Origin of the sequence: Salinimicrobium sediminis (genome assembly GCF_900215295.1) — a bacterium.
GTDB classification, from domain to species: Bacteria; Bacteroidota; Bacteroidia; order Flavobacteriales; family Flavobacteriaceae; genus Salinimicrobium; species Salinimicrobium sediminis.
This window is the reverse complement of sequence record NZ_OCMF01000003.1, coordinates 197,598-210,600: the sequence shown is the minus strand read 5'-3', so window position 1 is coordinate 210,600 and position 13,003 is coordinate 197,598. Positions and strand designations below refer to the sequence as shown.

At 41.4% G+C, this 13,003-nt stretch carries 10 protein-coding genes; 6 read left to right on the top strand and 4 right to left on the bottom strand.

The features are described 5' to 3' along the window. Positions 1 to 59 precede the first annotated feature (59 nt). From CRO16_RS12005 to CRO16_RS11990, 4 genes are all read left to right on the top strand, one after another. Positions 60 to 500 (top strand): universal stress protein, encoded by a 441-nt coding sequence (locus CRO16_RS12005; RefSeq protein WP_097056633.1) that lies wholly within the window; start codon positions 60 to 62, stop codon positions 498 to 500. A 202-nt stretch (positions 501 to 702) separates the two neighbouring features. Further along, complete coding sequence (locus CRO16_RS12000; protein WP_097056632.1) at positions 703 to 3,456, top strand: PAS domain S-box protein; 2,754 nt, start codon at positions 703 to 705, stop codon at positions 3,454 to 3,456. Further along, the gene (locus CRO16_RS11995; protein WP_097056631.1) at positions 3,440 to 3,877 is read left to right on the top strand and encodes a response regulator; all 438 of its coding nucleotides are present in this window, start codon (positions 3,440 to 3,442) and stop codon (positions 3,875 to 3,877) included. The genes CRO16_RS12000 and CRO16_RS11995 overlap by 17 nt, the downstream gene beginning before the upstream one ends. An 82-nt stretch (positions 3,878 to 3,959) precedes the next feature. Continuing rightward, positions 3,960 to 5,006: a Gfo/Idh/MocA family oxidoreductase gene (locus CRO16_RS11990; RefSeq protein WP_097056630.1), complete on the top strand. Its 1,047-nt coding sequence runs from the start codon at positions 3,960 to 3,962 to the stop codon at positions 5,004 to 5,006. Here CRO16_RS11990 and CRO16_RS11985 read toward each other — a convergent pair. After that, on the bottom strand, positions 4,993 to 6,387 hold the full coding sequence (locus CRO16_RS11985; RefSeq protein WP_097056629.1) for an alanine/glycine:cation symporter family protein: 1,395 nt from the start codon (positions 6,385 to 6,387) through the stop codon (positions 4,993 to 4,995). The genes CRO16_RS11990 and CRO16_RS11985 overlap by 14 nt on opposite strands. A 189-nt stretch (positions 6,388 to 6,576) precedes the next feature. On the opposite strand from CRO16_RS11985, the gene CRO16_RS11980 reads away from it, so the two are divergent. Further along, positions 6,577 to 8,499, top strand: coding sequence for a T9SS type B sorting domain-containing protein (locus CRO16_RS11980; protein ID WP_097056628.1), 1,923 nt, complete (start codon positions 6,577 to 6,579; stop codon positions 8,497 to 8,499). Positions 8,500 to 8,521: 22 nt separating this feature from the next. Here the strand turns inward: CRO16_RS11980 and CRO16_RS11975 are convergent, their stop codons facing one another. From CRO16_RS11975 to CRO16_RS11965, 3 genes are all read right to left on the bottom strand, one after another. Further along, positions 8,522 to 9,364, bottom strand: a complete 843-nt coding sequence (locus CRO16_RS11975) for a M23 family metallopeptidase (protein WP_097056627.1) — start codon at positions 9,362 to 9,364, stop codon at positions 8,522 to 8,524. Between the two features lie 123 nt (positions 9,365 to 9,487). Then, the gene (locus CRO16_RS11970; protein WP_097056626.1) at positions 9,488 to 10,246 is read right to left on the bottom strand and encodes a M15 family metallopeptidase; all 759 of its coding nucleotides are present in this window, start codon (positions 10,244 to 10,246) and stop codon (positions 9,488 to 9,490) included. Between the two features lie 112 nt (positions 10,247 to 10,358). Further along, a complete protein-coding gene (locus CRO16_RS11965) occupies positions 10,359 to 12,215 on the bottom strand; it encodes a PLP-dependent aminotransferase family protein (RefSeq protein ID WP_097056625.1) in 1,857 nt (618 codons plus the stop codon). Between the two features lie 352 nt (positions 12,216 to 12,567). Here CRO16_RS11965 and CRO16_RS11960 point away from each other — a divergent pair, with 352 nt between their 5' ends. After that, on the top strand, positions 12,568 to 13,002 hold the full coding sequence (locus CRO16_RS11960) for a thioredoxin family protein (RefSeq protein ID WP_097056624.1): 435 nt from the start codon (positions 12,568 to 12,570) through the stop codon (positions 13,000 to 13,002). Position 13,003 lies beyond the last annotated feature (1 nt).

The window sequence follows — 13,003 nt, the reverse complement described above, 5'->3', positions numbered from 1 at the left end:
ATGATCTTTTTTAACTGCACTTTTTTTTGCTAAATTTAAGGAGCTAATCTACCCCTCACATGAAAAATATTCTGGTTGCAATCAACAAGGAGCAAAATGCCGGCCTTTTGGTGGGCAAAGCTGAAGAAATAGCAGGAGCTTTTAATTCTAAGATCTGGATCCTTCACGTTAGCGAACCCGATCCTGATGATTACCTGGGTTTGGAAGCCGGTCCCCAATTTGCTCACGAAAAAAGGCTTAAAAACAGGAAAAGAGAGGGAGAACTGGTAAAAAATCTTACCGAGAGCCTTCGGGAAAGGAATTTTAATGCAGAAGGAATGCAGTTGCAGGGTTCCACAGCAAAATTAATTAAAGAACAAATCAGAAAATTAAACGCAGACCTCCTCATTGCCGGTCACCACAAGAAAAACTTCTTCTATCAGATGTTTGTAGGAAGTATGGAGCAGGATATTATAGAAGACCTTAGTATACCCGTCTTGCTTGTTCCGGTGAGGCATTAAATAAACGGATACATTCATAACTCATAATTAATTGTAGGAATTTTCTCAATTTTGAATTATTTTTAAACGTCAAAATACATATTTCAAAGCTGAAAAAACCTATTTTCCTCTTTCTCCCGTGGTAACAGGAAGATAATTTTGCTATATTTGTTTCGCCTTAACAAAAAATTAAGAATTAGGCAAATACTTTCATTTCCCTACTATGAAGGATAAAAGCTGGAAAGAGATTTTTGAGGCCATGCCTTTTCCCTGCCTCATTATTGAGTCCAGATCCTCCAAAGATTACATAATTCTTGATGCTAATAAGGCTTACCTCGATCTTACAGGTTCCACAGAAGAAGAACTGTTACAAAAGGACATAAAAGAGGCTTTCCCAGCCAATCCTCAACAGGAAGTTTATGGCCTTGACACCATCACAAAATCTTTTTTAAAAGTTTTAAAAAATGGAGAAAAGCATATAGTTCGAAATCTGAGATATGATATTCGGGACAGGAAAACAGGCTTTTTTATGGAGCGTTATTTCACCTCCCAAAACATTCCGCTAAAAGATTCCGGGGGAAATGTCCAATACATTCTGCATACTACCAGGGAGGTGACTTCAGAAGTTCTCCTGGCAAAAAGGGAAAAAGATATGGAGACAGAACTTCATATCAATAAACAGCAATTCAAAAACTTTATCAAGGATAACCCGGATGGTATCTACAGGATGGATCTTGAAGGGAACTTTATACATGCCAATGCGAGTCTAACGCAAATGGCCGGCCTTCCCCTCCAAAAGATCATTGGCACCAGTTTTTTGCCGTTTTGTACCCCCCATCACAAATCTCTCGTTCTTGATCACTTTACCCTGGCCTGTAAAGGCCGCATTACCTCTTTTGAAGCCGACTTTATCTCGGCACAGGGAAGTAAGCTCATCTTAAAAGTGCTGCTAATGCCTTTGTTTTTGGAAGGAAAGGTTACCGAGATTCACGGTATTGCAAAGGATATTACAGATTTGAGGCAAAATGAAAAAGTGATCGTGGAAAAAAGCCGTTTTTTGGAAGTCAATGCGGCATTCATAAGCTCCCTTCTGGAAAATGAGATCAATGATGAGGCTCTTCACGAGACTTTTGGCGCTATAGCTCAAACCATAGAGGCAGACAGAATGTACTATTTTGGAGCCGATGAAGACCCGAATACAGGAGAAATACTTATTAGCCAAAAAGTGGAATGGTGCAGTGAAAAGGCGGCTCCCCAAATAGATAATGAGGAGCTTCAAAACATGCCCATAAAAACAGTGGAGGAAATAATGACCTCCCTAACTAAGAATCTACCTTTTATCACTACCTATAATGACCTTGCTCCAGGACCTTTAAAAGAGATCTTTGAAGATCAGGATATCAAATCCATGCTATTGCTGCCCATTTTTGTGGAGGAGCATTTATTTGGTTTTGTTGGATTTGACGATTGTACTAAAGAAAGGATTTGGAAAGAAGAGGAAGTTACCTTTCTTAGAAGTCTTACCCAGAACCTTACCAATGCCTTTGAAAAAAAGGCTGCCCTTGAAAAGGTCAGAAAAAGAGAGGAGGAACTCAGGCTCAGCGAACAAAAGTTCAGAGCTTTGGTACAGGAAGGATCAGATATGATGGGTGTTCTGGATACGAAAGGTTACTATTCTTTTGTAAGTGAAAATTATAAAAAGATCCTTGGATTTGAACCTTGTGAACTTATAGGCAAATATAGCTACGACTTTATACATCCGGACGATTGGGAACGGGTAAAGGAGCAATTTACCTCGCTTAAAAACAAGAAACAGGTGCAAATATCCCCCTTCAGGTTTAGAAACAAAAAGGGGGAGTACCACTGGGTTGAAACTACGATAACTAATCTACTCAAAGATTCAGCGGTTAAAGGAATTGTTGCCAATTCCAGGGATGTAACGACGGTCATAGCTCAGGCCAGAGAGATAGAGTATATCAATGAAAGATATCAATTGGCCGCTACGGCCACCCAGGATCTAATCTATGACTGGGATCTGCAGAGCAATGATGTAACCAGGTTTCACCGCAGCTTTAAAGAACTTTTCGGTTATCCTTCAGATGTCGTAAATAAACGGGAATTTTGGAAGATGAACATTCATCCTGAAGATCTTCCGGTGGAAAAAAGAAGGCTTTCAGATGTTCTCTCCAATCCTAACGAAAATTTTATTAAAACCGAATATCGTTTCCGCAAAGCCGATGGCACCTATGCCCAGGTGGTGGACAAAGGATACATCATTAGAGATCATACAGGAAAGGCAATCAGGTTAATTGGTGCTACCAGTGACATATCTGAGATCACTGCGAAAAAAGAGGCGCTTAAAATAGCGAATAAGCGTTTTAAAATGGCGATGAAGGCTACCAATGAAATGATCTGGGATTGGGATATTGCTACAGATTCGGTTACCCGAAGCAAGGGTTACAAGAACATTTTTGGATACGATACCAATGAAGCTACTTCTGTACATTCATTCTGGCTTACCAAAGTGGCAGATGAAGACCGGGAGAAGGTGCAAAAGTCCCTGGCATGTGCAATAAATGATCCCGAGGTAAAAAAATGGAAACTCGAATATCGTATAGTAAAAGCCGACGGTAAGATCGCCCATGTTAATGACCGTGGATTCATTATTCGCGACAACACAGGAAAAGCTAACCGTATGATTGGTGCTGTACTTGATGTCACCAATTCCCGTAAACTTCTGCGGAAAGTACAGCGGCAAAATAAAGCCCTAAAACAAATTGCCTGGGAGCAATCTCACATTGTAAGGGCTCCTTTGGCAAGAATAAAAGGCCTGCTTCACCTTCTCGAAGAAGATAGCTATGAAGAAATGTCAAGGGAAGAAATTCTTTTTCACATCCATGACTCGGCCAATGAACTAGACAACATTATACGCAACATCATAGGTAAAACTGAAGAAATTGATGTTCGTGTCAAATGATGCTCAAAGTCTTGAGATCCTGGTAGTAGATGATGACAAAGTAGTCACTCTGTTACATAAGAACCTGTTGCGCAACAGCGGTTTAAACTGGCCTCCTGTGATCTGCGAAAATGGCCTTGAAGCCTTTAAGTATATTGAAAAAAACGATGGGGACAGAAAACATTTCCTGATATTTCTTGATCTTAACATGCCGGTACTTAATGGCTGGAAATTTTTGAAAAAACTAAAAAAACTGGAGCTTTTATCCCGTGTGAATGTGGTAATTGTGACTTCCTCCATCAACCAGAAAGATTATCTAAAGGCGCAAAAGTATGAGAGTGTACTTTACTACTGCAAAAAGCCAATGCGCCTGGAATGTATAGAAAAGATCATGGATCATGAAGTCCTTAAACCTTTTTTTACTGACGTAACAGCACAGTGAAATCAGGAAAAGGAGCATAAAATGACATTTTAGACCACCTGTCTGTTGAAGTTCTTCTGAATTTTTTACCTTACCACAAAAAATGAAGCAGCTGCATACTGCCTTTGTGGGATATGGTTCCGGTGGAAGGATCTATAACGCCCCAATTCTCTCCTCTGTCTCCGGATTCAGAGTGACAAAGATTCTCACCTCCAGTCCACACAATATTAAAGCTGCCTTGCAGGATTTTCCCGAAGCTGAAGTTGTGAGCAACCTTGTTGAAATCCTTGAAGACTCAGAGATCCGGTTGGTGATCCTTGTGCTTCCTAATCATCTTCACTATTCGTTTGCCAAACAAATACTGGAAGCCGGCAAACACCTGCTGGTCGAAAAACCCTTCACCCCACACGTTAGAGAAGCAAATGAACTGATAAGGCTGGCTCATCAAAATAATCTGGTGTTAAGTATTAACCATAACCGCCGGTGGGACAGTGATTTTAGAACAGTAGAAAGGATCGTAAAGAGTAGCCTTTTAGGAAGATTAGTAGAATATGAGGCGCATTTCGATCGTTTCAGGAACGAGATCAAACCGGGTTGGAAAGAAAAACAGGAACTCGCCGGCAGCGGAATTCTCTATGATCTGGGGAGTCATCTTATTGACCAGGCCCTGCATTTATTTGGTTTACCAAAAGAGGTATTCGCAGACATAAGAATGCAACGGGATCATGCCTCGGTTCCCGATAATTTTGAACTGCTGCTGTTTTATCCCCAAATAAAAGTGACTTTAAAAGCTGGCACCCTTGTAAAGGAAAAAGGCCCCACATTCACTTTGCACGGCACCAAGGGTTCTTACGTAAAGTATGGAGCAGACGTCCAGGAAGAGGCGTTGAAAAAAGGCCAGTTACCAAAGGATTTCTCCGATTGGGGAAGAGAACCCGAAGAGATCTGGGGAAAATTAAATACCCTTGACAAAAAAGAATTTTATAAAAGTGAACCCGGCGACTACCGGGTAGTATATCAAAATCTCTTCGACGCCATTACTTCCGGCGCTGAACTTGAAGTCAAACCTGAACAGGCCAGGGATGTGATAAAGATCATTGAAGCTGCACAGCAAAGCCAGGATGAACGACGAGTCGTTACTTTTGGATAACTTCTTTTTCCGACTGTTTTAGTGCGGCAAAATATCTTTTTGCTTCCTTTAAAACTCTTGGTGACATGATTAAGGTCGCTGTCATAGTAGGAATTGCCATAAGGGCAAAAAATCCGTCGATCAGATTGATCATCATGCTCAATGAAGTCGTTGCCCCCAGCAGGATGCTTAGGATATAGAAATAGTTATAATAATGCTTTTTTTCGGCTCCTATTAAGAAGGAAAGACATTTGCTTCCGTAGTAGGAATAGGAAAAAAGCGACGAAATACTAAAGATCGCAATACATACCAGGAGCAGGTAATTTCCATAGACCGGAATTGAAGCATTAAAAGCGGCTGCAGTTAAACTCACCCCGTTCACATCATGGGTTTGCCACACCCCGGTAACCAGAATAGCCAGGCCTGTGAGGGAACAAACAATAAGCGTGTCAATCGCGGGGCCTAGCATGGCCACCAGCCCTTCTCTCACAGGTTCGGCAGTTTTTGCAGCCCCATGTGCCATGGGAGCAGTCCCAATCCCCGCTTCATTAGAAAACGCTCCCCGCCTTATTCCCAGAATGATCAAACCACCCAGGACACCTCCTAAAAATGGTTCTCCCACGTAATTTTCTGCTGCAAAGGCATCAGTAAATATAAGCCCAAAATAATAAGGCACCTGATCAAAGTTGACCAGCAGAATGATCAATACCGATATAAAATACAACCCCACCATGATGGGCACCATTTTGGAAACCGTATTACTAATACGTTCCAGTCCGCCGTAGATCACTATGCCGGTAATAATCGCGAGTATGATCCCGATAATGAGATTTGAGGTAAAATCCACATCCACTCCATTAGGAGTAAGGAGGATATAATTGATAGCCTGGGTGAGTTGGTTTACATTGAACACCGGGAGGGCGCCTACTAATCCGGCAACACTGAAAAATGCTGCCATAATCCACCATTTCTTCCCAAGGCCTTCAGTAATAAAATACATGGGGCCGCCCTGCAGCTTCCCTTCAGAATCTCTTCCGCGGTACATCACAGCAAGAGTATTGGTGAAAAATTTTGTAGCCATTCCTATAACCGCACTTACCCACAGCCAAAACATGGCACCGGGCCCACCAATGGCAATGGCTACTGCCACACCTGCAATATTTCCCATTCCAATAGTAGAAGACAAAGCAGTGGAAAGGGCTTTAAAATGGTTGATTTCTCCCGGATCGTTAGGATCATCATACTTCCCTCTCAACACCTTTAGGGAATGCCCCAGGTATCTGAAAGGAAGAAATTTAGAATAAATGAGGAGATATAATCCACCTCCGGTAAGTAAAATTAAAAGCGGAAGGCCCCAAACGAAAGAGGCAAATTCAGCTATAAACTCATCTAGTTTAGCCATAAAACAAATATAACTATTGCAACTTATTATGCAAGTTTCAATATCAGGGAGAGGAATGCTAAATGTGCCAAAATGAGAATTTATTAAAAATATGTTAAATAAATTCTCTCAAAAATTTATATTTGGGTCTCCGCCCCTTCCAAAGCGCTTTATAAACTACTAGCCGGCGAAGAAAACCCTGGCCAATATATGAAAGGATTATATACTCTGCTCTTTGTTTCTCTATTTTGCCTAAAAGCACAAGGACAGGAGCTTATCTGGGAAAAGACAATTGGAGGAGATGGCACGGATTGGTTGTTCCATTCCTTTCAAAACAGCCGGGGGAATTATATGTACTCCGGATATTCTTACTCAGGTCTTTCAGGGGATAAAACCGTTCCTGATAAAGGTGGCAGTGATTTCTGGATCATAGAGATGGATCCTGACGGAAATATTCTTTGGCAGGGAAGCTACGGGGGATCGTCAATGGACGCAATCCATAAAACAATTGAACTTAAAGATGGAACATTTTTACTGGCAGGAACTTCCTATTCGGGAATTTCAGCAGATAAAACAGAATACCTTAGAGGGCATCGGGACCTTTGGATCGTAAAATTAGATCAAAACAGGAATATAGAATGGCAGCGAACCTATGGCGGCAGTGACGCCGAGGATCTTGAAGATATTATTCAAACCCGGGATAACGGATTTTTAATCACCTCCACCAGTATTTCTCCGGCTTCGGGAGATAAAACCAGTCCCGGATTGGGAGAATCGGATATATGGATTCTGAAACTGGACCCAAAAGGCCACCTGGAATGGCAGAAAAGTTATGGAGGAAGCGATCATGACCACAATGCGAGAATTGTGGAAACTTCAGCAGGAAATTATGTCATTGGTGCCTCTTCTTCTTCCCCGGTTTCAGCGACAAAATCTCAGCCAACCCGGGGCTTAAACGATTATTGGGTGTTAGAGATCGATCCACGGGGCGAAATTTTATGGCAGAACATCATTGGAGGTAATAATGGTGACCATTTTGAAGATATTAAGAGCACCGGGGGCGACGGTTATATTCTTACCGGTACCTCCTTTTCAGAACAAAGCGGGGACAAAACAATGTCATCTTATAATTCCGATGATATCTGGATTGTAAAGGTCGACTTAAGTGGAAATATTATATGGCAAAAGAGCTATGGTGGTGGTGATACAGATTGGAGTGCCGGCATTTCTCCTTCAGCTAATTCGGGATTTTTGGTTGCAGCAATGTCTTATTCCGGAAAAGGTTATGACAAAACAGAAGCCAGCCGCGGGGATAGGGATTATTGGATGTTCAAAATTTCTGATGATGGTGAAAAATGCTGGGATAAAACCCTGGGAGGAAGTAGTACAGATCAACCCATGTTCGGTTTTGAAGACAAGGATGGAAATTACATTTTAGGAGGTTGGACAGACTCCGGAGCAAGTGGGGATAAAAGCCAGCCTTCCAGGGGAGAGAGGGATTTATGGATCACGAAAATAAGCGTTCCCAATATTCCTGAACCCGTAGTTTTTGATGCAGGGCCATATGAAGCCTGTGACAACGACCGCGATGGTTATGCTAGCTTTGATCTGTCTAATCTTGTGGATGATTTGACAGGAAATGAACCAAACCAGGAGCTCACTTATTTTGATGAAGATTGGAATCCTTTGACAATTCCCAATCCCGAAGATTTCACAAACACCACTCCAAAGGAACAGATTATTAACATTCGGGTTTCCCGCACAGATTACACCTGTTCCTCCAAAAAGGTACAGATCCTGCTGGTATTAAATGATGACTGTGAGGAAGGTGAAGGAGATGGTGATGGAGATGAGGGTGAAGAACCAACAGAAAATACTTTTTTATTCCCCAAATACTTTACCCCTAACGGAGACGGGTATAACGATCGATGGCAGGCAAGACCACAGGACCGGCCTTACCTGGTTTACATTTACATTTTTGATCGCTACGGAAAATTGCTCAAACAACTTTTACCTCAGGACTCCTGGGATGGAAAATACAATGGGTATATTATGCCCGGTGACGACTATTGGTTTAGAGCTGAAACATCTACAAATAAGGTGATCAATGGTCATTTTAGCCTCATAAATTAACCTACTTAAGGCAGTTCAAAGGTCATTTTTTAATAACCTCATTCTTCCGGAGATCTTTTCCTGAGTAACCTTCAATAAAATCAACCGGGACCGAGATAAGCCGAAGTTCACGGGGATCTGGAGCAAGAACATTGAAATGCAGGTGAGGAATATTTGTATATCCTGTCATTCCCGATATACCAATAGGTTGCCCTTGCTTTACCCACTCCCCCACCTCCACCAGAGCTCCCTGAAATGCCAGATGGCTGTATTGGAAGAAAAGCCCGGTTTGAGGATTATAGGTAATAATGTTATTTGCATAATCCAGCAGCTTTATATCATTTCCCCCTTTGGTATAGCCTTCGTGCACCTGGACGGCAAAACCTTCATAGGCTGCAAAAATGGTATCACCTACATTTAGTTTGAAATCTATTGCGAACTTTGACGTCGCCTTATAATGACTATAGGACCCGTTGTAACCCTGAATGATCTGTACCGCTTTATTTTCGGGAATAGGTAACGCAATTTTAGAATAGATGATCTTTTTTTCCGGATCTCCTAAGGCTGCTTTAAACTCGAGTTTTGGCACTTCCCTGCTATCTGAATCTATGACCAGAATAGTATCCTGCTCAGCCTCCAGCACAAGAAAGTTCAAGTTCAATTTCTGTAACCTGACCTTCCAAAGATCATCATCCGCATCAATGGTGATTCTTACAGGTGCTTTGATCCTGTTTTCGAGATTTATTCTTAAAGTATCGCCAAGAGAGTCATAGGAGATCCATACCGGATTTGAAGGTGGAATGAGATTCTCCGGTACTTTAGAAGATTTACAACCATTAAAGACCAGCAGTAAAAGGAAATTACATAGTAGAATTCGCTTTAGCACTCAAAAAAAGGTTATCAGATTATAAATTTACTTTCTTAGCCTTAAATTATATTAGAGGAAGCCGCTTTAAAAATGATTTACCGGTATCGGCTTTAGGATTCTTCAAGGCGAAAAAAATCTAAATTACTTTCCTTCTAAAGTTTCTATATGCACCAGCTTCTTAGTTTCCCTCGCAATAAATGCCTGGTACTGTAACTCCTGCGGAATTCCATTAACATATTGAGGAATAATAGCAACCTCCGAAGCATATTCGTCACCTTCAAAGCCTTTTATCTCCTCATAACTTACCTGTGACATATAATCCTCCAGGTATTTAGCTGCCAGGGGCAGGTAAGACCAATGCCATTTTTCTTCTCTGTAGCCTGTTCTTCCCGAAGTTTGAGGAGTGTACACCTGATAGAAGCCGAATTTGGCCGCATTCTTCACCAGCCATTCATATTCGGCTTTGCCCCTGCCCTCTTCAAAATACGAATTTTCAAGGCTGTTGATATCTATATCTGTTCCCCAATGATGGCGGGAGGTGCCGGGCATAGCACTAAATTCCAGGATAGAAAGGACTTTTCCCGAAGGATTCAGACTATCTCTTTTTTTCCATTTCCTTTCCCAGATGATCTTTTGCTCATCAAAATTTCTAGTCCCCGAAACTATTTGTAAGCTTATATCATCAAGTTTTGCAGCTTCGAACATTTCAATAAAGGCATTGTATGCGACAGTATTGAGATAAAGAAATTTGTTGCTATGCTGCTGCTCCACTTTTCGAAAATCGGATGAATTTCTGTAATCAAACCTACCCAGGAGAAAATTCTTTATAGGAATGACTTCCTGTGCTGCAGCCGAAATAGAAAATAACACGAGTATAAGAATACAGCTTCTTTTGATCATTGGCAGCAAGAAAAGTTTTGCTTCAGGTGCTATCCTTCTTCATTCGATGTAACTTCCGAAGCAAACAGTAGCGCCAAAATCTTAAAAGTTTCTTAAATGTGCAAGAAAAAAATTACACCTCTCCAACTTTGATCTGTTCTACAAAATCTGAGAACACTTTTTTATGATGCTCCAGGTCAAGGTCCGGTGAAACAGAAACCCTGGCAATATAATCCTTATCATCTTCCTTGGTAGTTCCCTGAGTGGATGTGGCTGGGATGGTCCAGTAACAACCTTTTAATTGGCCGTAACTCACGCAGTACTTGCTCTCATCCGGGATTTCGGTGATCATCATATTGATCAGTTTTAAATTAAGGGAGCGCTTGTAAGACTCTCTTGATTCGGCTGTATCTCCTTTGGTAGGCAAATCCAGGGAAAAAACAGATGGTGTAAAACCTGCCGCGGCCAATTCCTCAGAAACAAAATTGATCTTAGCCTCCGGGAGAATCTTTTGTATAAAATTCACGAATTCCCGGGTGTTTTTATATGCCTCCTGAATCCTCTCATTCATTGATGGCAATTGTTCGGCAAGGATCTTCACCTGTAGCCCTGTAGCCTCGTTATCGCACAGCACCAGGTGCTTTTCGATCTTCTGTAATAATGATTCTGCCTTTTGATTGGCCACACAGTAACCGGCAGTACACTTTCCGCCACTGGGGAATTTTGATCCGCTAACATAGGAGATTGCCTTGATAGAAGAGAAAATTCCATCCCTGGCCAAAAACTGAACATTAGGACAAAAAGTTTGATCCAGAATAAAAACAGGCGCAATGGCATTTTCCCCGGTTGCTGTCGTCCGGGTTTTACTTAAAACTTTTTTCAGCTGTTCTAAATCGGGCACTTCAACCCGTGGATTCGTGGGTATTTCTGCAATGATATACGGGACAGCATCTTCTTTAGCTACCTCATCCAGGATGCTGTCTATACTTTGGACCATATCATTTTCCCTATCTACCAGCAAATCCAGAATTTCCACCTCTTCTAGGGTAGCCGCCACTCTCCTGGCCTGGTCATTAGTACCTCCATAGCAATTTGGCGGTACAATAATTTTAATAGCTTTTCCCTTATTTTTTTCAAACGCTTCATCAATAAGGCCCATCATGATCGCGTACTGCATCGATAAACCCGAAGAAGCGAGACAGGCTTGAGAATTGGTGCCGGTAATTTCTTTTATGGAAGCTATTACTTTGGCTTTATTAGATTCCAGATCCAGATATTCGGGAGAGGAAGCTTTGTCTGTTAATTGCTGAAGGGTGGAATAACAATCCACAGGTGTCATGGAAATTGTTTCCCTTCTGCGGACATGCTGGATTTCAGAAATATATTTTTCATTGCTCTCCCCATTGACCAGTAAGATACTCCCCAGCCCGGGAAGCATACTCACCCAAAAATCGATATTAGGAGATAAAGCAAGATCATTAATGCTATTAGCCTGCGAAATAAAAATGGTACTCCCCCCGAATTCAGAAATATGCTCGGGATCTGCAATTTTTTCCACTTCAAAATCGTACCCGTACACCTGCTTTAGGCTTTGTGTGTCGAAGTAGTCAGGCAAGTATTCCCGGTAGAGGATCCGCGTTTTTTTCCCCGAAAATAAGTTCTTTCTCAGCACCGCCAAAACAGGAATAGTATTGGACGAAAAACTTATTACACTATCAGGGTTTAGGTGGTTCTCTTTTGCTATAGCCCATTCCAGGATTGAAGACAAAGGATGACCTAAACGAATATAATCATAAGCCGTAGGCAGAGCAGCAAGGGCAGCAGATTCAGCATTATTTTCTTCAAATAAAGTTTCGAACTCATCCAAAAATTGGGTTTTTGCCAATTGTTCATTATAAATATCCAGACGATGAGTAGTAAGTTTTAACCAGTCTGCCGGCATGTTTTTTAATACCTCTTCAATATATTTTCGCACTTTAGTCTTTTTCATATTCTTTATTATTTTTTATGCCGTTCGTTTACAGGAGTTGGCATCTTTTAATCAAATTTTTCAGCTCTATCGAAAAGCGGTTTTTCCCTGAAAAATTCGTCACAAAAGTACAAAATTCACATTGGCCAACAGCGGGTGACTGGCTGCAGGATTTAAGGCCGAAAATTTAATCATTGGAGGCTATGGGTGCTGTTTTTAACTGCACTAAGCACGTGATAATTTGATTTAAAGCCTTTGCAACAGGACCTGCAATTCCATCCGATAACCTCCCGGCCTCCGGAATATTTTTACAGCAGCAGCAGCAGCAATAAACAGCCATTAAATTCGTTAGAAAATAAAGCAGGACGCACCTATGAAAAATATACTTTTTGGAATATTATTTTTTGTTGCGGGAATTGCAAATGCACAATCATGGCACAATGATCTTGCATCTGCCCAGGAAATGGCTTTAAAAGAAAACAAGAAAGTTCTGCTCGTCTTCCAGGGTTCTGACTGGTGTGCCCCATGTATCAAACTGGATCGTGAGATTTGGTCATCTTCAGAATTTAAGGACTACGCTAAAGATCATTATGTATTGGTAAAGGCCGATTTCCCCCGAAAGGAAAAAAATCAACTTGAACCTTCCCAGCAGGAAAAGAATAATAAGTTGGCCGAAAAATATAATCCGCAGGGATATTTTCCCCTGGTGGTCATTATGGACCACAACGGGAAGGTGTTTGGAAAAACCGGTTATAAAAAATTATCCCCTAAAGAATACATAGCATTACTCAATTCATTTAAAAGCTGAT

Excerpts from the sequence above, each read along its gene's own strand:
- CRO16_RS12005 (WP_097056633.1), top strand. The coding sequence starts at position 60 with ATGAAAAATATTCTGGTTGCAATCAACAAGGAGCAAAATGCCGGCCTT.
- CRO16_RS12000 (WP_097056632.1), top strand. The coding sequence starts at position 703 with ATGAAGGATAAAAGCTGGAAAGAGATTTTTGAGGCCATGCCTTTTCCC.
- CRO16_RS11995 (WP_097056631.1), top strand. The coding sequence starts at position 3,440 with ATGTTCGTGTCAAATGATGCTCAAAGTCTTGAGATCCTGGTAGTAGAT.
- CRO16_RS11990 (WP_097056630.1), top strand. The coding sequence starts at position 3,960 with ATGAAGCAGCTGCATACTGCCTTTGTGGGATATGGTTCCGGTGGAAGG.
- CRO16_RS11985 (WP_097056629.1), bottom strand. The coding sequence starts at position 6,387 with ATGGCTAAACTAGATGAGTTTATAGCTGAATTTGCCTCTTTCGTTTGG.
- CRO16_RS11980 (WP_097056628.1), top strand. The coding sequence starts at position 6,577 with ATGAAAGGATTATATACTCTGCTCTTTGTTTCTCTATTTTGCCTAAAA.
- CRO16_RS11970 (WP_097056626.1), bottom strand. The coding sequence starts at position 10,246 with ATGATCAAAAGAAGCTGTATTCTTATACTCGTGTTATTTTCTATTTCG.
- CRO16_RS11965 (WP_097056625.1), bottom strand. The coding sequence starts at position 12,215 with ATGAAAAAGACTAAAGTGCGAAAATATATTGAAGAGGTATTAAAAAAC.
- CRO16_RS11960 (WP_097056624.1), top strand. The coding sequence starts at position 12,568 with ATGAAAAATATACTTTTTGGAATATTATTTTTTGTTGCGGGAATTGCA.